Source organism: Pseudokineococcus lusitanus, assembly GCF_003751265.1.
In the GTDB taxonomy this organism is placed as follows: domain Bacteria; phylum Actinomycetota; class Actinomycetes; order Actinomycetales; family Quadrisphaeraceae; genus Pseudokineococcus; species Pseudokineococcus lusitanus.
This window is the reverse complement of sequence record NZ_RJKN01000006.1, coordinates 127,810-146,405: the sequence shown is the minus strand read 5'-3', so window position 1 is coordinate 146,405 and position 18,596 is coordinate 127,810. Positions and strand designations below refer to the sequence as shown.

The following is an 18,596-nucleotide window of genomic DNA, read 5'->3' as shown; positions in this document are numbered from 1 at the left end:
CGGAGGGCCGGCGGTCAGAGGTCCTGCGTCAGCGTGACGGCGGCGCCGTCCGGGTCCTGCACCGAGGCGACCCGCTGGCCCCACGAGACGTCCTGCGGCTGGGCGAGGACGACGCCGCCGAGGTCCTGCGCGCGGCCGACCGACGCGGCGACGTCGCGGACGCCGAACGAGAGGACGGTGCGCCCCGGGCCGGCCTCGGCGTCCTCCTCGGCCATGAGGCTGAGCGTCACGCCGTCGAGGTCGTAGGTCAGCGCGAGCGCCTCCCCCTCGGCGGGCGTGCGGCCGACGGGGTCGAGGCCGAGGACGCCGGTGTAGAAGGCGGCCAGGCGCTCGAGGTCGGGGGTGACGACGACGATCTCCACGGAGGTCACGGGGCCACCGTGCCAGAGGGACCGGCCGCCCGCGGGAGGGGCTCGTCGTCGCCCCGACGTCCGACCGACGTCACCCCGCGTCCACCAGGTGTGGTTAGGCTCCCCTCACGTCAGCCCGGGTCCGCCCGCGGTGGCTGCCGCACGACGTGGCGACCCCGCCGGCCTCCCGACGAGACCTGACGAGCCCGTCGTCCCTCCCACGTCTGAGGTCCCATGCCTGCTGCCCGCCCCGTCGTCGGCGCCTTCGCCGCGCTGCTCCTGCTCGGCGTCTCCGCCTGCGGCTCTGACGAGCCCGCCGCCCCGGCCGCGGAGGGCGGTGCCGCCGCCGACGCCGGCTGGACGCCCGTGACGATCGAGCACGCCTTCGGCACCACCGAGCTGCCCGAGCGCCCCGAGCGCGTGGCCACCGTGGCGTGGGCCAACCAGGAGGTGCCGCTGGCGCTCGGCGTCGTCCCGGTCGGCATGGCCGCCGCGACGTTCGGCGACGACGACGGCGACGGGGTGCTGCCGTGGGTCGAGGACAAGCTCACCGAGCTGGGCGCCGAGACGCCCGTCCTCTTCGACGAGACCGACGGGCTCGACTTCGAGGCCGTGGCCGACACCGACCCGGACGTCATCCTCGCCGCGTACTCCGGCCTCACGCAGGAGGACTACGACACCCTCGAGCAGATCGCCCCCGTCGTCGCCTACCCCGACGTGGCGTGGGGCACGACGTGGCGCGACACGATCCTCCTCAACAGCGAGGGCCTGGGCATGGCCGAGGAGGGCGAGGCGCTCGTGGCCGACCTCGAGCAGCAGATCGCCGACACCGTCGAGGCCCACCCCGAGGTGCAGGGCGCCTCGGCGATGTTCATGACGCACGTCGACACGACCGACCTGTCGACCGTGAACTTCTACACGCCGCTCGACACCCGGGTCGCCTTCTTCGAGGACCTCGGGATGACGACGCCGCAGAGCGTCCAGGACGCCTCCGAGGGCAACGAGAGCTTCTCCGGCAGCGTCAGCGCCGAGCAGGCGGACGTCTTCTCCGACGTCGACGTCATCGTCACCTACGGCGGCGAGGACCTCGTGGCGACGCTCGAGGGCGACCCGCTGCTGTCGCAGATCCCCGCGGTGCAGAACCGGGCGATCGTCGGCCTGCCCGGCGACGGCCCCCTCGGCACGGCGTCCAACCCGACGACGCTCGCCATCCCCTACATCCTCGACGAGTACGTCGGCCTGCTCGCCGACGCCGCGGCGCCGACCGCGCGCTGAGGCCCCCGATGACCACCGGAGGAGGTGCGCCGGGGGAGGTCCGTCCCCCGGCGGACCCCTCCGGCGGTCCTGCCGCCCCGACGACGGCGGGGGCGTCGCGCGCGACGCCCCCGCCCGTCCGCGCCCGGCCCGGGCCGGGCGCCCGGCCGCTGTGGCTCGGCCTCGGCACGGTCGTGCTCGCCGCGCTCGTCGTCACCTCGGTCGTCGTCGGCTCGCGGAGCGTCGGTGCGGGCGACGTCCTCGCCGCCCTCGGCGGCTCGGTGGAGGGCTTCGACCAGGCGGCCGTCGCCGTCCGGCTGCCGCGGACGCTGCTCGCCGTCGTCGCCGGCGCGGCCCTCGGCGTGGCCGGCGCCGTCATGCAGGGGGTCACGCGCAACCCGCTGGCCGACCCGAGCATCCTCGGCGTCAACACCGGGGCGGCGCTGGCGGTCGTCGTCGGCATCGCCTTCTTCGGCCTCACCGCGCCCGGCTCGTACGTGTGGGTCGCCATCGCCGGGGCCGCCGTGACGGCCGCCTTCGTCTACGCCGTCGGCTCGCTGGGCCGCGGCGGCGCGACGCCGCTCAAGCTCGCGCTCGCGGGGGCCGCGACGGCCGCGGCGCTGACGAGCCTCACGACGGCGGTCGTCCTGCCGCGCAACGACATCGCGCTCGGCGTGCGGTCGTGGCTCGTCGGCGGCGTCGGCGGGGCCACGTGGCCCACCGTGCAGCAGGTCGCCCCCTTCCTCGTCGCCGGCTTCGTCGTCTGCCTCCTCACCGCGCGCTCGCTCGACTCCCTCGCCCTCGGCGACGAGCTGGCCGCGGGCCTCGGCGAGCGCGTCGCGGTGGCCCGTGGCGTCGCGTCGCTCGGCGCCGTCGTCCTCTGCGGGGCGACGACGGCCGTCACCGGACCCATCGCGTTCGTCGGCCTCGTCGTGCCGCACGCGTGCCGCCTGCTCGTCGGCGTCGACCACCGCTGGCTCGTGCCCTTCTCCGCCGTCGCGGGCGCCGCGCTGCTGACGGGCGCGGACGTCCTCGGCCGCGTCGTCGCCCGCCCCGCGGAGATCGACGTCGGCATCATCACGGCGCTCGTCGGGGCGCCGTTGTTCGTCGCCCTCGTCCGGCGGCAGAAGGTGCGCGAGCTGTGACCGCCGTCCCCGTCCACGCGGACGCCCCGACGGCCGGCCCGTCCGCCGGGGTCACGCCCGCGGACGTCGCGCGCGGACGCCGACGCCGCACCCGGCACCGCCGCACCGTCGTCACGGTGCTCGCCGTCCTCGTCGTCGTGCTCTTCTGCGTCAGCCTCGTCGTCGGCCGGACGGTCTACCCGCCGGCGGACGTCCTCCGCGTCGTCCTCGGCCAGGACGTCGACGGCGCCTCGTTCACCGTCGGGACGCTGCGCCTGCCGCGGGCCGCGCTGGCCGTCCTCACGGGCCTGGCCTTCGGCCTCGGCGGCGTGACGTTCCAGACGATGCTCCGCAACCCGCTCGCCAGCCCCGACGTCATCGGCATCACCTCGGCGGCGAGCGCGGCGGCGACCTTCGGCATCGTCACCCTCGGCCTCGGCGCGACGGGGGTGTCGACCTTCGCCATCGCCGGCGGCCTCGCCGTGGCCCTCGTCATCTACGCGCTCGCGGCCGGGCGGACGTCGGCGACGACGCGGCTCGTCCTCGTCGGCATCGGCGTCGCCGCGATGCTCGACAGCGTGACGACGTACCTCCTCTCCGAGGCCGCCGTCTGGGACCAGCAGGCCGCCTCGCGGTGGCTCACGGGCAGCCTCAACGGCGCGTCGTGGGAGCAGGCGTGGCCGCTGGCGCTCGCCCTCGCGGTGCTCGCGCCGGTGCTCCTGCTCCTCCAGCGCGACCTCGCCGCCGGCCAGCTCGGCGACGACACCGCGTCCGCGCTCGGCGTGCGGGTGGGTCGGACCCGCCTGCTCCTGCTCGTCGCCGCGGTCGGTCTCGTCGCCTTCGGGACGGCCGCCGCCGGGCCCATCGCCTTCGTGGCCTTCCTGTCGGGACCCATCGCCGCCCGGCTCGTCGGGCCGGGCACGCCCGTGCTCGTCCCGGCCGCCCTCGTCGGCGCCGTGCTCGTGCTGACCGCCGACCTCGTGGGCCAGAACCTGCTCGGCACGCGCCTGCCGGTCGGCGTCGTCACGGGCGTCCTCGGCGCCCCCTACCTCGTCCACCTCGTCGTCCGCACGCACCGGACCGGAGGCTCCCTGTGACCGACGCCCACCGCCTGCAGGCCGCCGGCCTCACCCTCGGCTACGGCGGCCGCACCGTCGTCGAGGACCTCTCCCTCGTCGTGCCGCCGGGCCGCGTGACCGCCGTCGTCGGGGCCAACGCCTGCGGGAAGTCGACGCTCCTGCGCTCGATGTCGCGCCTGCTCGCCCCGTCCGGGGGGCACGTCGTCCTCGACGGCCGCGACGTGCACAAGGTGCCGGCCAAGGAGCTCGCCCGGACCCTCGGCCTCCTGCCGCAGCAGCCGGTGGCGCCGGACGGCATCACCGTCGCCGACCTCGTGGGCCGCGGCCGCCACCCGCACCAGCGCCTCCTGCAGCGGTGGAGCGCGGCCGACGACGAGGCCGTCGCCGACGCCATGACCCTCACCGGCACGGGCGACCTCGCCGACCGCCCCGTCGACGAGCTCTCCGGCGGTCAGCGGCAGCGGGTCTGGATCGCCATGGTGCTCGCGCAGCGCACCGACCTGCTGCTCCTCGACGAGCCGACGACGTTCCTCGACGTCGCCCACCAGGTCGAGGTCCTCGACCTCCTGACCGACCTCAACCGCACCCGCGGGACGACGGTCGTCATGGTGCTCCACGACCTCAACCTCGCCGCGCGCTACGCCGACCACCTCGTCGCCATGGCCGGCGGCGGCCTCGCCGCCCCTCCCGGCCCGCCGGAGGAGGTCGTCACCCCCGAGGTGATCCGCGCGGTCTTCGGCCTCGAGAGCCAGGTCGTCGTCGACCCCGTCTCGGGCCGCCCCCTCGTCCTCCCCATCGGCCGCCACCACGTCCGGGCGGACGTCGCCGCCCTCTGACCCCGCCCCCCGACGCCCGCCTGCTGCCTCCCCTCTTCGCGATGTGTGGCCATGAGGGGGCATCGCGCGCCCGGCGGGACCCGTCATGGCCACACGTCGCGGACGAGAGGCACGGTGACGGGCGGGACCGGCGCCCGACCGACCCTCGCCACCCGGACGAACCGGACGTACCGTCGTCGTGCCCGTCGACGGCGACGGACCCGGCCCGGCCGGCGCACCCCGGAGGTCACCCGATGCCCGCGAGCCCCGCCCCGTCCGACCCCTCGCCCGACCGCCGGACGCCGCCCGGCCGGCTGCGCGCCGTGGCCGCCACCGCCGCGGGCGGCCTGCTGCTCGCCGGCCTGCTGGCCGCCGGCGGGGCCGGGCCCGTGGCCGCCGACCCCTCCGTCCCCGCTGCGCCGGCCGCGCCCGCGGCGTCGACGGCGGGCCGCCTGCCCGCGCTCGTCGGCACGTGGGGCGCCAGCGCCGACCGCACCGACAGCGACGTCGCCGGCCGCACGGTGCGCAACGTCGTCCGGACGAACGTCGGCGGCCGGGACCTCCGCGTCTCGCTGTCCAACGTCGTCGGGACGGCGGCCGTCACCTACTCCGGCACCGTCGGCGTCTCGGCGGGCGGCGGCGCCGTCGAGCCCGGCTCGCTGCGCGGCCTCACCTTCGGCGGCGGCGAGACCTCCGTGCTCGTCCCGCCCGGCGCCGAGGTCCTCAGCGACCCGCTGACGGGCCGGTGGGCCGAGCAGCTCGACCTCGCCGTGTCCGTCCACGTCGACGGCGACCCGGGCGTGGCGACGGGCCACAACCTGGCCGTCGCGACGTCGTACGTCTCCGAGCCGGGCGACGTCGCCGCCGAGGAGGGCGCCGACGCCTTCACGACGGCGCTCACGCGCTGGCACGTCGTCGACGGGCTCGTCGTCACGGGCGCGCGCGGCGACGGGACCGTCGTCGCGCTCGGCGACTCCATCACCGACGGCTACGGCGCGACCGTCGACGGCGACCAGCGCTGGCCCGACCACCTGGCCCGCCGCCTCCTCGCCACCCCGCGGTACGACGGCACCGGCGTCGTCAACGAGGGCATCAGCGGCAACCGCGTGCTGTCCGACGGCGCCGGCGTCAGCGCGCTCGCGCGGCTCGACCGCGACGTCCTCACGTCGCCCGGCGTCGAGACCGTCGTCCTCCTCGAGGGCATCAACGACATCTCCGGCGGCGCGACGGCGGAGGAGGTCATCGCGGGGTACCGGCAGCTCATCGCCCGCACGCACGCCGCGGGCGTCTGCATCCAGGGCGGCACGCTGACCGCCTTCGAGTCCGCCGGCCCGGCCCGGGAGGCGGAGCGCACGGCGGTCAACGAGTGGATCCGCACGAGCGGCGAGTTCGACGCCGTCGTCGACTTCGACGCGGCCACGCGCGACCCGTCCAACCCCGACAAGCTGCTGCCGGCCTACGACAGCGGCGACGACCTGCACCCCAGCGACGCCGGGTACGCGGCCATGGCCGCGGCCGTGGACCTGCGCTCGCTCGACTGCCGCCGCTGACGCGCGCGGGCGGGCGCCCCTGCGACGCAGGGACGCCCGCCCGGGGACGGGGCGCTCAGCGGCGCCCGACGACGGCGTCCACCTCGATCTCGACGAGCCAGCCCGCGACGGGCAGCGACGCGACCTCCATGAGGCTGCGGGACGGCCGCTGCGCGTTGACGACGAGGGGCGGCGTCGGCGCGGCCGAGCCGACGGGCTGCGGCAACGTCGCGCCGGTGACGAGGTCGACGTTGGCGAAGTACTGCCGGTAGGCGCGGTTGAAGCCGGCGTAGTCGGCGACGGCGGCCCCGGGGGGCGCGTCGACGAAGACGCGCATGGTGATGACGTCGTCGAGCCCGAGCCCGACGGACGCGAGGTTGGCCTCGATGCGGGCGAGGGCGTTGAGGCCCTGCGCCTCGGTGATGGTCACGCCGGCCGGCAGCGTGCCGCCGGGGAAGAAGGACGCGTCGACGTAGGACTCCGGCGTGCCCGCCGCCCCCGCGGGGTTGAGGCGGCCGGGGCCGGTGCCGCTGCTCTTGTACGTCGTGACGAGCGGCCCGATCGTCGTCCCGTTGGCGATCATCGGGTTGGCCGACCCGGCGGGAAGGTTCTGGACGGCGCCGCGCGACGGCGGCGCCGGGGTACGGCCGCCGGCGACGGCGGTGACGGCGGCGCCGCCGGTGAGGGTCAGCGCGAGCGCGCCGGCGACGAGCGCCCGACGGGCGGGCAGGCGACGTCGACGGGCGCGTCGGTCGGCGGGGCGGGGGCTGGGGCTGGTCGTGGGCACGGGTGTCCTCCGGGACGGGATGGGGGAGAGGGGTGGTCAGCCGGCGAGGGCGCGCTGGTGCAGCGCCGTGACGCTCGCGCGGGCGGACTCGATGGCCCCGGACATCCAGGACGTGTAGTGGCTGAGGTGGTCGCCCGCGAAGTACGTGCGGCCCTCGGGCTGCAGCAGGCGGCGGTACTCGGCGCTCTCGCGCGACGGCCAGCTCACCCACCCGCCCTCGCTGTAGCGGGTGTTCTCCCACGAGACGGAGAACGACGCCTCGATCCCCCGGGCGTACTTCTGCCCGTGGACCTTCTGACCCTGGACGAGGGCCCGCGACAGGCGTTCCTTGTGCGACAGCCGCCCGTAGGCCAGGGCGTTGTTCCCGAAGTTGTAGTAGCCGACGACCGTGCCCCGGTCGCCGTGGTACCCGGACGACGGGTACCAGATGGTGCCGATGTCCATGTTGGTGTTGGTGATGCCGCCGTAGATGTTCTCGTCGGTCTCCCACCAGCGGCGGTCGTACTGGAGGGCGATCTTCCCGGCGGGCGCGGCCTGGGCGTACGCGAGGGCGGTGCCCACCTCGGGCGCGAAGTTCGTCGGGATCTTCTTGAGCACCATCGGGGGGATGGTGCAGACGCAGAAGTCGGCGGTGACGGTGCGACGTCGGCCGCGCGTCGTGTACGTGACGTCGACGCCGGTCGGGGTGTTGGTGATCCCGCCGACCTCGGCCCGGTAGACGATGTTGCGGCGGTCGACGGCGCGCTCGAAGGCGTAGGGGATGCGGTCCATGCCGCCGACCGGCTGGAACATGAGCATCGCCTGGTCGAAGCCGAACTCGAAGGAGATGTTGCGACCCAGGTTGCTCTGGAGGACGTCGGAGAGCGACGGGGGCGGGCCGAGCGGCGTTCCCGCCTGCGTCCCGGCGCCCGGCAGCACCTCGTACCCGCGCCGGCTCGTGCCCGTGTACTTCCAGCTCGCGGCGGGGTCGCCCTCCACGCGCCGGCCGATGGCGCCCCAGCCGCCGAGGAAGGACAGCAGCGCCTCCTTGTCGGCCCCCGTGAGGTAGCCGTCGAGGCTGCCGGAGTCCGTGGCGCGGGCGAGGAGCTCGGAGACGTAGCCGTAGGTGTCGGCCTTCGTCGTGCGGTGCCGGACGGGCGTGCCGGACAGCGGCGTCGTGCCCTCGTCGAAGTAGTACGAGTCGGCGTTGACGTTGGTGAAGACCTCGACGGGGACGCCGAGCTCGCGGCAGTAGTCGAGCGTCACCATGTGCTGGGCGATCCGGGCCGGACCGGCGTTGAGGTACTGCCCCTCGGCGAAGCGCGCGTGCTGCGTCTCGCCCTTGAGGTCGGTCTCGCGGGTGCCGCCGCGGACGGTCCAGTTGCGGCCGCCCGGCCGGTCGCGGGCCTCGAGGACGGTGACCTGGTACCCCGCCTTCTGCAGCTCGTAGGCGGTGGTGAGCCCGGCGATGCCGGCGCCGAGGACGACGACGCGGGCGGCGCTGCGGCCGGCCAGCGTGAAGTCGCCCGACCGCGGGGGCGTGTACGGCGCGGCGGCGGCGGTCGGGGCGAGCCCGAGGGCGCCCATCGTCGAGTACATGACGCCGGCGCCGCCGGCGACGCCGACGGACTGCAGGAATTGGCGGCGGGTGGTGGGCACGGGGCTCCTCGGGCTCGGGGCGCGCGCAGGACGCGGACGCAGCGGGGTCTCGCGCTGCGTGACACCCGGTCACGGAGGCGATGGGCGAGGAGCCTGTTGGCGACGTGTTTCGCGAGATGAGCGAGGTCTGTGACGTTCTTGTGTCCCGTTGAAGGCGGAAGGACCTCGGCGGACGGGGGCAGGACGACGTCGGGCGGGGCCGGTGGTGGCCCCGCCCGACGGCGGTCGTCGTCCGGAGGGGCGGCTCAGGCGGGGCGGAACGTCACCCGGAACGTGCGGGCGGACGGCCGGAGGGCGTGCTGCGGCAGCACGTCCGGGCCGCAGGCGCGCGAGCCGAGGCCGTGCTGCGCGGCGTCGAGGTGGAGCACGACGCGGTCGCTCGGCGGCAGCTCGTGGTCGTGCGCCGCCGCGGCCAGCTCCTGCGGCGTCCAGCGCCGTGCGGTGAAGCCGACCCGCCGCTCGCCCGGCCGGTCGGCGTCCGCGGTGACGTGGAGGCCGCCGTCCGGACCGGTGAGCCGGAGCTCGCGCAGGTCGGGGCGGTGGCCGCTCTCCTGCGGCCGGCTGTAGGCGACGACGAGGTCGTCGACGGCGCTCTCGAAGCGCCCGACGACCGCCGCGTGGCTCGAGTCCGCGTAGGACTCCGCCGGCCCCGTGCCGAACCACGAGGCCGTCCCCACCGAGCCGGGCAGGTCGAGACGGACGCCGACCCGGGGCCAGGTGCCCGTCCACGCGCCGGTGGGCACGACGCCGACGGCGAGAGAGGCCGCGCCGTCCGCCGCGGCGGTCCAGCGGTACGTCACGTCGACGCCGACGTCGGAGGCCGCGACCGCCGCCCGCACCCGCACGACGACGGCGTCGTCCGTCACCTCGACCGCGCGGAGGCGGTGCTCCAGCCGGTCGAGACCCGCTGCGGCCCAACGCTCGGCGGACGAGGGGTGGTCGGTGCCCTCGCCGTGGCTCTCCGCCGGGCCGACGTCCTCGTACCCGTGGGGCGCGCGGCCGCGGTCGTTGTCCGTCGGCGCGCGGAACAGGTCGAGGACGGGGCCGTCGACGCGGAGGTCGCCGACGGCGGTGAGCCGTCCGGTGACGAGGTCGAGGACGGCGTCGCCCACGCGGGCCGTCCGCCCGTCCCCGGCGACGACGACGGGCGCCGCCGCGGGCGTCGTCGGGGCGGCCGCCCGGGGCGGCGTGAGGTCGACCTGCGTGCGGGACAGCACGTGCCCCGCCCCGGCCCAGGCCGTCGGGGCCGCGAGGGCGGCCTCGACCGTGAGGTGGTCCTCCGACCCCGCGGGCGTCGGCCCGGCCGCGGCGGCGACGTCCGGCAGCGCGACGACGGCGTCGTCGCCGGGCGCGACCGGCGGGACGGCGAGGTCGCCCGCCGCGACGGCGACGCCGTCGCGCTCGAGCCGCCAGGCGAAGGTCAGGTCGTCGGTGGCGCCGGAGTGCCGGCGGTTGGTGACGGCGAGGACCCGCTCGTCGCCGTCGGCGAGGACGTCGAGGCGCACGGCCGCGACGACGGCCGCCCACTCGGCGAGGCCGGGCGAGGGCGTCCCGTCGGAGAGCACGAGCCCGTCGGTGACGAAGTTGCCGTCGTGCAGCGGCTCGCCGAAGTCGCCGCCGTAGGCGAAGAACGGTGTGCCGTCGGCGGTCCGGTGCGCGAGGCCGTGGTCGCGCCACTCCCAGACGAAGCCGCCGTGGACGCGCGGGTACCGCCATGACAGGGCGTCGTACTCGGCGACGGCGCCCGGCCCGTTCCCCATGGCGTGCACGTACTCGCACATGACGAAGGGCTGCGAGCGGACGACGGCCGCCTGCGCCGGCGTCGTCCACGCCACCGGGCCGACGCCGGAGCCGATCGCCTCCACCTCCTCGAGCGTCGGGTACATCCGGCTGTAGACGTCGGTGTACGCGCCCGTGTGGTCGCCCTCGTAGTGCACGGGGCGGCTCGGGTCGCGGCGGCGCAGCTCGGCGGCCGCGGCGGCGAGGTTGCGCCCGGTGCCGGCCTCGTTGCCGAGGCTCCACAGCACGACGCACGCGTGGTTCTTGTCGCGCTCGACGGTGCGGGCGACGCGGTCGAGGTACGCCGCCTCCCACGCCGGGTCGTCGCTGGGGTTGCCGCGCCAGGGCTCGCCGGCGGTCAGCTCGAAGCCGTGCGTCTCGAGGTCGTCCTCGAGCACGACCCAGAAGCCGAGCTCGTCGAGGAGGTCCAGCAGGCGGGGATGCGGCGGGTAGTGGCTCGTGCGGACGGCGTCGACGCCGTGCCGCTTCATGAGGGCGAGGTCCTCGCGGGCGTGCGCCTCGTCGAAGACGCGCCCGCGGTCGGCGGCGACCTCGTGGCGGTTGACGCCGCGGAGGACGACGCGGCGGCCGTTGACGAGGAAGCGGTCCCCGTCGATCTCCACGGTCCGGAAACCGGCGCGGAGGGAGACGGTCTCGCCCCGCGCGACGACCTCGACGTCGTGGAGGACGGGCACCTCGGCGCTCCACGGCGCCACGTCGGGGACGTCGACCGGGGCGACGTCGGCCGGCGTCGCCCACGTCACCTCGACGCCGAGACCGGGCGCGCGCAGGACGACGGGGTAGGCGTCGGCGGGGGCGGAGGGCCGGACGTCGAGGCGGCCGGCGCCGGTGCGGTGGTCGTAGTCGGCCCTCAGCACGACGTCGTCGAGCGCCCCGGCGGGGCGGGCCAGCAGGTGCACCTCGCGGAAGACGCCGGGCAGCCACCACTGGTCCTGGTCCTCGAGGTAGGACGCCGCCGACCACTGGTGCACGCGCAGCAGGAGGACGTTCGCGCCGGGCCGCACGAGCCCCGTGACGTCGAGCTCCTGCGCGAGCCGGCTGCCGGTGCCCGTGGCGACCTCGGTGCCGTTGAGCCAGGCGCGCCAGGCGCTCTCGACGCCGTCGAGGCGCAGGAGGTGGCGCGCGGCGCCGGTCCACGCGGCCTCGTCCGGCACCGTGAAGGCGCGCAGGTGGTCGGCGGTCGGGTTGGCGTCCGGGACGTGCGGCGGGTCGACGGGGAAGGGGTAGCGGACGTTCGTGTACCAGGGGCGGCCGTACGCCCCGTCGCCGTGGAGCACCCAGTGCGAGGGGACGGGCAGGTCGTCCCAGCCCGCGGCCGGGCCGTCCGCGGGGACGGCGCCGGGCACCGACAGCGCCGCGAGGGCGTCGTCGTCCTCGCCGCCGCCGACGGCGGTGGGCCACAGCCGGAACCGCCAGGTGCCCGACAGGTCGAGCTCGGGCGCGTCGCTGCGCACCCGTGCGCGGGGGGCCCACCGGCGGCCGGTGCCGGGGGCGGGGTCCTCGAGGTACGGCGGGCGGGACCGGGGGGCGGCGGGGCGGGGGGAGGTCACGCGGGACTCCTCGGCGGGCGGGCGGCGGGGACGACGGCGGGGTCACCCTCCCGCGGCGTGCCACCGGGGCGCACGGCGGGAGGGCGCGGCGGCTGAGGGCGTTGACGGCGAGGACGCGGATCCCGCATGGTGGGGACACGACCCGCATCGCGGGATATGCCGACACATCGACGTGGAGGACCCATGAGCAGCACCCCATCCGGACCCAGCACCCCCCACCTCGTCGCGGACGGCGCCGCCGCCGCCGCGGCCGAGGAGCACGCGCCCGAGCCGCGCCGCCCCGGCCGGTCGCGCATCGGGCTCGTGGTGCCCAGCTCGAACACGACGATGGAGACCGAGCTGCCGGAGCTCTTCCGGCGGCAGACCGAGGCCACGGGGCACAGCTACACGTTCCACTCGGCGCGGGCGGCGTTGAAGAACGTCACGCACGAGGAGCTCCTCGCGATGGTCGACCGGGCCGCCGAGTGCGCCACGGCGGTCTCGGACGCCGACGTCGACGTCATCGCCTACGCGTGCCTCGTCGCCGTCATGGCGCAGGGGCCGGGCGCCCACACCTCCTCCGAGGAGGTCATGGCCCGCGCCGCCGCCGAGAACGGCCACCCCGCCGCCGTCGTCAGCAGCGCCGGCGCGCTCACCCGCGTGCTCCGCGAGGTGGGCGCACGCCGGGTCGCGCTCGTCACCCCGTACATGCGTCCGCTGACCGACATGGTCGCCGCGTACGTCGAGGGCGGAGGGGTGGAGGTCCTGGAGGCCGTCAGCCTCGAGGTGTCCGACAACCTCGCCGTCGGCTGCCTCGACGCCGGGCAGCTGCCGGGCATCGCCCGCGGCCTCGACCTCTCCCGCGCCGACGCCCTCGTGCTGTCGGCCTGCGTGCAGATGCCGTCGCTGGACGCGGTCCAGGTGGTCGAGGACGAGCTCGGGCTGCCCGTCTTGACGGCGGCCACGGCCACGGCGTACGAGGTCCTCCGGGCGCTGGGTCACGAGCCCGCCGTCACCGGTGCCGGCCGGCTGCTCGCGGGCGGCCTCGTGCCGGCCGTCTCCTGAGGCGGTCGCCGTGGTGCTCTCCGTCGTCGCCTTCGCCGTGCTCGTCGGCGCCTTCGTCGTGGGCTCGCTCACGCGGGTCAGCGCGGGCCTGGTGGCCCTCGTCGCGGCCTTCGTCGTCGGCACGCTGCTGGCCGGGCAGGCCGTCGAGGACGTCGTCGCCCAGTTCCCGTCCGGTCTCTTCCTCATCCTCGTCGGCGCGACGCTGCTCTTCGGCGTCGTGCGCCTCACGGGGACGGTCGAGCTGCTCGCCGCGTGGGCGGAGCGGCTCGCGGGCGGACGGCGCCTGCTCGTGCCCGTCCTCATGTTCCTGCTCACCGCGGTCCTGACCTCGGCCGGGGCCTTCACGCCCGCCGCCATCGCCATCGTCGCGCCGGTGGCGCTGGCCCTGGGCTCGCGCTTCGGCGTCAGCACGCTGGCCATGGGCCTCGTCGTCGTGCAGGGCGCCAACGCCGGCGGCTTCTCGCCGGTCAACCCCTTCGGCGTCGTCGCCAACCTCATGCTCCGCGAGGCGGGCGCCGCCGACGGCACCCTCCGGCTCTACGTGGCCTGCTTCCTCTTCAACGCCGTGCTCGCCGTCGTGGCCTACGTCCTCGTGCAGGTGCTCCTGGGCCGGCGCGCCGCGCGCCGGGACGACGGGGCGTCCTCGGACGGGGCGACCCCGGTGGCGAGCGGGGCGGGCGTCGCCCTCCCGGACGGTGCCGCGACGTCCGGAGGCTCCCGGACGGCGGTGCTGGCGTCCCCGACGACGGCGACCGCCGTCGACGTCGCCCCCGCGGGGCCCGCCGCGACGGAGGAGCCCGTCCGGCTCACCCCCGTGAGGGCCCTGTCCCTCCTCGGGCTCGTCGCGCTGCTCGTCCTGACCACCGTCCTCGGGGTCGACGTGGGCGTCGCGTCGCTCGCCATCGCGCTGGTGCTGGTGGTCGTCAGCCCCCGGCTGCAGAAGCCCGCCGTCGAGGCGGTGCCGTGGTCGGCCGTCCTCCTCGTCACCGGCATCGTCACGTACGTCGGCGTCCTCGAGGAGATGGGGGCGCTCGAGCAGCTGCAGCGCGGCATCGAGAGCCTGGGCAGCGGGTCCGTGGCGGCGCTCGTGACCGGCTACGTCGTGGCGGTCGTCTCGGCCTTCGCGTCGACGACCGGCACCCTCACCGTCATCAGCCCGGTGGTCGTGCCCGTGGCGCTCGACCCGGCGCTCACGCCGGTGGGCGTGGTGACGGCCGTGGCCATCAGCTCGTCGGTGGTGGACACGAGCCCGATGTCGACCTCGGGGGCGCTGCTCATGGCCAGCGCCCGGCCCGACGAGGAGCGCCGCTTCTTCCGGGCGCTGCTGCTGTGGGCCATCGCCATGGTGGCGGTCGTGCCGCTCGTCGCCTGGCTGCTCTTCGTGCAGGTCGGGCTCTGACGTGGGCCGCGGCCCTCCCCGCCCCCGGGCGGGGAGGGCCGCCGCCTAGCATCACGCCGCGTCGCCGGGAGCTCCGGCGCGGGAGGGTGGGGCGGTGACCGACGACGACCCGCGGCCGGGGGCCGGCGAGGCGCGGTCGACCACGCTCGTCCTCGGCAAGATCGCCCGCCTCCTCGCGTCCTTCTCCGTCGAGGACCCCGAGCCGACGCTCGCCCAGCTCGCCCGCCGGACCGGCCTGCCCAGCAGCACCTGCCAGCGGCTGGTGCAGGACCTCGTCCGCGAGGGCTTCCTCGACCGCGTCGGCGACCGGTACCGCATCGGCATCGGCCTCGTCCGCTGGGCGACCCCCGGCACGCTCGGCCTCGACGTCGTCCGGCTCGTGACCCCCGTCCTCGCGGAGCTGCGGGACGCGACGGGGGAGACGGCCTGCCTGTACGTCCGTGACGGCGCGTTCCGCACCGTCGTCGCCGTGGCCGAGACCCGCCACGTCGTCATGCGTCCCTTCCGCGTGGGCCAGGTCATGCCCCTCAACGCCGGGGCGCCCGGCAAGGTCTTCCTGGCCTTCGACCCCGGCGCGCGCGAGGCGTTGGTGGACGGCCGGCTCGAGGCCTTCACGCCCCGGACGCCCGTCGACCTCGCCCACCTCGACGCCCAGGCGGCCGCCACCCGCGCGCAGGGCTGGTGCGCGGCCCTCGGGGAGCGTCACCTCGACGTCGGGTCGGTCGCCGCCCCGGTCCTGGACCACGTCGGCGCCCTCGCCGGCGTCCTGGGGCTCGGCTTCCCCGTGCAGCGGGTCGACGAGGACGCGGCCCGTGCGCTGGGTCCCCGCGTCGCGGCGGCGGCGGCCCGGGCGTCGGTCCTCCTCGGGGCGCCGTCGCCCCCGGCCTGAGCCCTGCCTACCGTGCCGCGGTCCGCGCGCGGTAGGCGGCGACGGCGGCGCGGTTGCCGCAGCCGCCCTCGCAGAAGCGCCGGGAGCGGTTGCGGGACAGGTCGACGAGGACGTCCTCGCAGTCGTCCGCCGCGCACGTCCGCAGCCGCGAGCGCTCGCCGGAGCGGACGACGTCGACGAGCGCCATCGCCGTCTCCACCGCGATCCGCTCCGCGAGCGGCGCCTCCGACGTCGTCGCGTGCAGGTGCCAGCCCCACCCGTCGTGCCGGACGAGCTGCGGCAGCGCCCGCTCCCGTGCCAGCAGCGCGTTGACGCCGGCCACCTGCTCGTCCTCGGCGGCGGTCCACAGCGCGCGGAGCTCGGCGCGCAGGCCGCGGACGGCGTCGAGCTCGGCGGCGTCGTGCGTGCGGGAGCCGGAGTACTGCCACTCGTCGACGAAGGCCTCGAGCTCCTCCTCCGTCGCGAGGAGGTCCGCGCCGTCGGCCCGGTGCTCCGGGTCGGTGTTGACGAGCGCCGCCACCGCCCGGAGGGAGATCTCCGTGTCATGGGTGAAGACCATGTTGACTCCTGACATCGGGGCTGCGTAGCGTCATCAGCGTACGACGTGATGACTCATGACACAGGAGGTCGGCGTGGCGGCTGCGGAGCCGGTGGCCCTCGGGGCCACCCAGCGGTGGGCGTCCCGTCGACGTCGCGCGAGGACCTCCCTCGCGGGGGCGCGCGGCCTCGTCGGCCTCGCCGTCGCGCTGCTGTCGGCGCTCGTCTTCGCGACGTCGGGGACGCTCGCCAAGGGGCTGCTCACCGCGGGCTGGTCGCCGGGCGCCGTCGTCCTCGCCCGCGTCCTCGTCGGCGGGCTCGTCCTCGCGGTGCCCGCCGCCCTGCAGCTCCGCGGCCGCTGGCACCTCCTGCGCGCCGACGGCCGGACCGTCGTCGCGTACGGGCTCGTCGCGGTCGCCGGCTGCCAGCTCGCGTACTTCTCGGCGGTGCAGACGCTCTCGGTCGGCGTCGCGCTCCTGCTCGAGTACCTGGCGCCCGCGCTGCTGGTCCTCCTCGCCTGGGCGCGCGGACGGCGTCCCGCGCCGCTCGTCCTCGCCGGCACCGTGGCCGCGCTGGCGGGCCTCGTCCTCGTGCTCGACCTCACCGGCTCGGTGCGGGTCGACGCCGTCGGCGTCGTCTGGGGGCTGCTCGCGGCCTGCGGGCTCGCGGTCTACTTCGCGCTCTCGGCGCGGCCCGGAGCCGGCCTGCCGCCGCTGGCGCTCGCCGCGGGCGGGCTCCTCGTCGGTGCGCTCGCGCTCGCCGTCGCGGGGGCGGTCGGCGTGCTCCCGCTGGAGACGGCCCGCGGTGACGTCGCCCTCGCCGGCGCGCAGGTCCCGTGGTGGGTCGCGGTCCTCGCGCTGGCCCTCGTGGCGGGGGCGCTCGCCTACGCGACGGGCATCGTCGGCGCCCGCCGCCTCGGCGAGCGGACGGCGTCCTTCGTCGGCCTCACCGAGGTGCTCTTCGCCGTCCTCGTCGCGTGGCTGCTCCTCGGCGAGCTCCCCGCGCCGGTCCAGCTCCTCGGCGGGGTGCTCGTCGTCGGCGGCGCCGCCGCGGTCGCCGCGGGCGAGCGGCGCCCGTCCGCCTGAGGACCCCGGGGGTGACGTCGACGCCGACGTCACCCCGGGCGCCACCGAGACGAGCAGTCGACGCCGGCTTCACCCCCAGGTGCCCTCAGGACGCGAGGTCGACGCCGACCTCACCGTCCGAGGTGGGCGTGACGTCGCGGCCCCGGTCGCCGCGTCGGCGCTGCGGACGCCGACCCTCGACCGCACCCGGCCCCGCCCGTCCGTGCCAGGGTGCGTCGGGACGGACGACGACGAGGAGGAGGCATGGCGGTCGGCGACCGGCGGGTGCCCCGCCGCGTCTACGGGGTCGGCGACGAGCCGGACGTGCGCTTCAGCCTCGCCAACGAGCGCACCTTCCTCGCGTGGGTGCGCACGGCGCTCGCGCTGCTGGCGGCCGGCGTCGCGCTCGAGGCCCTCGACGTCCCCGTGCCCGCGCCGCTGCGCCTCACCGCGGCGGTCCTCCTCGTCGTCCTCGGGCTCCTCGCCGCCGTCCAGGCGGGGTGGGGCTGGGCCCGCGCGGAGCTGTCGCTGCGGCTGCGGCGTCCCCTGCCGGCGCCGGTCCTCGGGCCGGCGGTCGCCGCGGGGGTCGTCGTGGCCGCCGCGCTCCTGCTCGTCGGTCTCGTCGTGTGAGCGACGTCCCCCTCCCGCGCGACGGCGGCCTGCAGCCCGAGCGCACGCTGCTGGCCTGGCGCCGCACCCTCCTCGCCGTCGCCGTGGCGTCCGCCGCGGTCGTCCGCCTGGGGGCGCCGACGCTGGGGGCGCCCGCCGTCGTCGCCGGCGTCCTCGGCGTGGCCCTGTGCGCCGCAGCGCTCGTCGGGGCCTCGCTGCGCTACCGGCAGGTCGCCCGCGGCCTCGACGCCACGGGCGCGCTCCTGTCGCCCGGCGCCGCGGTCCTCGCGCTGACGGCTTCGCTGCTCGTCGTGGGGGTCGTGGGCCTGGCCCTGGTCCTCACCGCCTGACCGGACCGCAGGAGAAGTCGCACGCTCGGCCCGGGCACACGTCGGTCCCACCGACCTGCACAACCCCGTCCCCTCCCGGCCGACGAGCCCTCCACCTGCGACGACGCCAGCACGCCCTGAGCTGTGCAGGTCCGTCCGCCCGCTCACCCCGCGCGCAGCAGCCCCGCGAGGTGCGCGCGGACGTCGGCGGCCATGTCGACGTCGTCCGGGTCGAGGAGCCACTGCACCTGCAGCCCGTCGAGCAGCGCCACGAGGCCCCGACCGGCTGCGGCGGGGTCGACGCCGTCCCGCAGCTCGCCGTCCTCCGCCGCCTCGCGGCAGGCCCGGGTGAGGTCGGCGACCGTGCGGGCGTAGCGCTCGCGGAACCACGGCCGTGCCGGGTGCCCGGGGTCCGTCGCCTCGGCGGCGAGGACCGTGAAGAGCCGGACGACGCCGGGCGACCCCGCGTTGCGCTCGACGAGGTCGACGAGCCCCTCGAGCGCCGCGCGGCCGCGGGCACCCGCGAGCCCCACCGCCTCGGCGTCCTCCGCGTCGCGCCGCTGCAGCACCGCCTCGAGGAGCGCCTCCTTGCGCGGGAAGTGGTGCAGCAGACCGGGGTGGCTGAGCCCGGCGCGGGCGGCGACGTCGCGCAGCGACGCCCCGCGGTAGCCGGCCTCGCCGAAGAGGGCGAGCGCCGCGTCGAGCACCGCCTCCCGCGCGGCCCGGCCCTTGGCGTAGCCGCCCCGCCGCGCCCCGTCCGTGCCGCTCATCCGTCCCCCTCGGTCGCCGGACCGAAAAC

Annotated in this window: 17 protein-coding genes; 11 read left to right on the top strand and 6 right to left on the bottom strand. The window is 76.8% G+C overall.

Annotation, left to right across the window (positions count from 1 at the left end):
* Positions 1-14: 14 nt before the first annotated feature.
* Positions 15-371 (bottom strand): VOC family protein, encoded by a 357-nt coding sequence (locus EDC03_RS12210; protein WP_123380524.1) that lies wholly within the window; start codon positions 369-371, stop codon positions 15-17.
* 213 nt (positions 372-584) lie between these two features.
* Here EDC03_RS12210 and EDC03_RS12205 point away from each other — a divergent pair, with 213 nt between their 5' ends.
* The 5 genes from EDC03_RS12205 to EDC03_RS12185 all read left to right on the top strand — a co-directional run bounded on the left by EDC03_RS12205 (position 585) and on the right by EDC03_RS12185 (position 6,172).
* Positions 585-1,625, top strand: a complete 1,041-nt coding sequence (locus EDC03_RS12205) for an iron-siderophore ABC transporter substrate-binding protein (protein ID WP_123380523.1) — start codon at positions 585-587, stop codon at positions 1,623-1,625.
* An 8-nt stretch (positions 1,626-1,633) separates the two neighbouring features.
* Complete coding sequence (locus EDC03_RS12200; protein ID WP_123380522.1) at positions 1,634-2,749, top strand: FecCD family ABC transporter permease; 1,116 nt, start codon at positions 1,634-1,636, stop codon at positions 2,747-2,749.
* Positions 2,746-3,825 (top strand): FecCD family ABC transporter permease, encoded by a 1,080-nt coding sequence (locus EDC03_RS12195; protein ID WP_123380521.1) that lies wholly within the window; start codon positions 2,746-2,748, stop codon positions 3,823-3,825. The genes EDC03_RS12200 and EDC03_RS12195 overlap by 4 nt, the downstream gene beginning before the upstream one ends.
* A complete protein-coding gene (locus EDC03_RS12190) occupies positions 3,822-4,643 on the top strand; it encodes an ABC transporter ATP-binding protein (RefSeq protein WP_123380520.1) in 822 nt (273 codons plus the stop codon). The genes EDC03_RS12195 and EDC03_RS12190 overlap by 4 nt, the downstream gene beginning before the upstream one ends.
* A gap of 233 nt (positions 4,644-4,876) precedes the next feature.
* Positions 4,877-6,172 (top strand): SGNH/GDSL hydrolase family protein, encoded by a 1,296-nt coding sequence (locus EDC03_RS12185; protein ID WP_123380519.1) that lies wholly within the window; start codon positions 4,877-4,879, stop codon positions 6,170-6,172.
* A 55-nt stretch (positions 6,173-6,227) separates the two neighbouring features.
* Here the strand turns inward: EDC03_RS12185 and EDC03_RS12180 are convergent, their stop codons facing one another.
* The 3 genes from EDC03_RS12180 to EDC03_RS12165 all read right to left on the bottom strand — a co-directional run bounded on the left by EDC03_RS12180 (position 6,228) and on the right by EDC03_RS12165 (position 11,926).
* Entirely contained in the window at positions 6,228-6,881 is a 654-nt protein-coding gene (locus EDC03_RS12180) for a Rid family hydrolase (RefSeq protein WP_422393825.1), read from the bottom strand.
* 93 nt (positions 6,882-6,974) lie between these two features.
* A complete protein-coding gene (locus tag EDC03_RS12170) occupies positions 6,975-8,516 on the bottom strand; it encodes a flavin monoamine oxidase family protein (RefSeq protein WP_123380687.1) in 1,542 nt (513 codons plus the stop codon).
* A gap of 305 nt (positions 8,517-8,821) precedes the next feature.
* Positions 8,822-11,926: a glycoside hydrolase family 2 TIM barrel-domain containing protein gene (locus EDC03_RS12165; RefSeq protein WP_123380518.1), complete on the bottom strand. Its 3,105-nt coding sequence runs from the start codon at positions 11,924-11,926 to the stop codon at positions 8,822-8,824.
* Between the two features lie 183 nt (positions 11,927-12,109).
* Here EDC03_RS12165 and EDC03_RS12160 point away from each other — a divergent pair, with 183 nt between their 5' ends.
* The 3 genes from EDC03_RS12160 (at position 12,110) to EDC03_RS12150 (ending at position 15,258) form a co-directional block, all read left to right on the top strand.
* The gene (locus EDC03_RS12160) at positions 12,110-12,970 is read left to right on the top strand and encodes a maleate cis-trans isomerase family protein (RefSeq protein WP_241967168.1); all 861 of its coding nucleotides are present in this window, start codon (positions 12,110-12,112) and stop codon (positions 12,968-12,970) included.
* Positions 12,971-12,980: 10 nt separating this feature from the next.
* The gene (locus EDC03_RS12155; RefSeq protein WP_123380685.1) at positions 12,981-14,369 is read left to right on the top strand and encodes an SLC13 family permease; all 1,389 of its coding nucleotides are present in this window, start codon (positions 12,981-12,983) and stop codon (positions 14,367-14,369) included.
* A gap of 94 nt (positions 14,370-14,463) precedes the next feature.
* Positions 14,464-15,258: an IclR family transcriptional regulator gene (locus tag EDC03_RS12150; RefSeq protein WP_123380517.1), complete on the top strand. Its 795-nt coding sequence runs from the start codon at positions 14,464-14,466 to the stop codon at positions 15,256-15,258.
* Between the two features lie 7 nt (positions 15,259-15,265).
* Here EDC03_RS12150 and EDC03_RS12145 read toward each other — a convergent pair whose 3' ends face one another.
* The gene (locus EDC03_RS12145; protein WP_123380516.1) at positions 15,266-15,817 is read right to left on the bottom strand and encodes a CGNR zinc finger domain-containing protein; all 552 of its coding nucleotides are present in this window, start codon (positions 15,815-15,817) and stop codon (positions 15,266-15,268) included.
* Positions 15,818-15,890: 73 nt separating this feature from the next.
* Here EDC03_RS12145 and EDC03_RS12140 point away from each other — a divergent pair, with 73 nt between their 5' ends.
* From EDC03_RS12140 to EDC03_RS12130, 3 genes are all read left to right on the top strand, one after another.
* The gene (locus EDC03_RS12140) at positions 15,891-16,880 is read left to right on the top strand and encodes an EamA family transporter (protein WP_199720210.1); all 990 of its coding nucleotides are present in this window, start codon (positions 15,891-15,893) and stop codon (positions 16,878-16,880) included.
* A 243-nt stretch (positions 16,881-17,123) separates the two neighbouring features.
* A complete protein-coding gene (locus tag EDC03_RS12135; protein ID WP_123380514.1) occupies positions 17,124-17,489 on the top strand; it encodes a DUF202 domain-containing protein in 366 nt (121 codons plus the stop codon).
* Positions 17,486-17,818 (top strand): DUF202 domain-containing protein, encoded by a 333-nt coding sequence (locus tag EDC03_RS12130; protein ID WP_123380513.1) that lies wholly within the window; start codon positions 17,486-17,488, stop codon positions 17,816-17,818. Before EDC03_RS12135 ends, EDC03_RS12130 begins: the two co-directional genes overlap by 4 nt.
* A 143-nt stretch (positions 17,819-17,961) precedes the next feature.
* Here EDC03_RS12130 and EDC03_RS12125 read toward each other — a convergent pair whose 3' ends face one another.
* Positions 17,962-18,567, bottom strand: coding sequence for a TetR/AcrR family transcriptional regulator (locus EDC03_RS12125; protein WP_123380512.1), 606 nt, complete (start codon positions 18,565-18,567; stop codon positions 17,962-17,964).
* Positions 18,568-18,596: the final 29 nt, after the last annotated feature.

Excerpts from the sequence above, each read along its gene's own strand:
- EDC03_RS12145 (WP_123380516.1), bottom strand. The coding sequence starts at position 15,817 with ATGGTCTTCACCCATGACACGGAGATCTCCCTCCGGGCGGTGGCGGCG.
- EDC03_RS12160 (WP_241967168.1), top strand. The coding sequence starts at position 12,110 with ATGAGCAGCACCCCATCCGGACCCAGCACCCCCCACCTCGTCGCGGAC.
- EDC03_RS12170 (WP_123380687.1), bottom strand. The coding sequence starts at position 8,516 with ATGTACTCGACGATGGGCGCCCTCGGGCTCGCCCCGACCGCCGCCGCC.
- EDC03_RS12185 (WP_123380519.1), top strand. The coding sequence starts at position 4,877 with ATGCCCGCGAGCCCCGCCCCGTCCGACCCCTCGCCCGACCGCCGGACG.
- EDC03_RS12125 (WP_123380512.1), bottom strand. The coding sequence starts at position 18,567 with ATGAGCGGCACGGACGGGGCGCGGCGGGGCGGCTACGCCAAGGGCCGG.
- EDC03_RS12200 (WP_123380522.1), top strand. The coding sequence starts at position 1,634 with ATGACCACCGGAGGAGGTGCGCCGGGGGAGGTCCGTCCCCCGGCGGAC.
- EDC03_RS12205 (WP_123380523.1), top strand. The coding sequence starts at position 585 with ATGCCTGCTGCCCGCCCCGTCGTCGGCGCCTTCGCCGCGCTGCTCCTG.
- EDC03_RS12135 (WP_123380514.1), top strand. The coding sequence starts at position 17,124 with ATGGCGGTCGGCGACCGGCGGGTGCCCCGCCGCGTCTACGGGGTCGGC.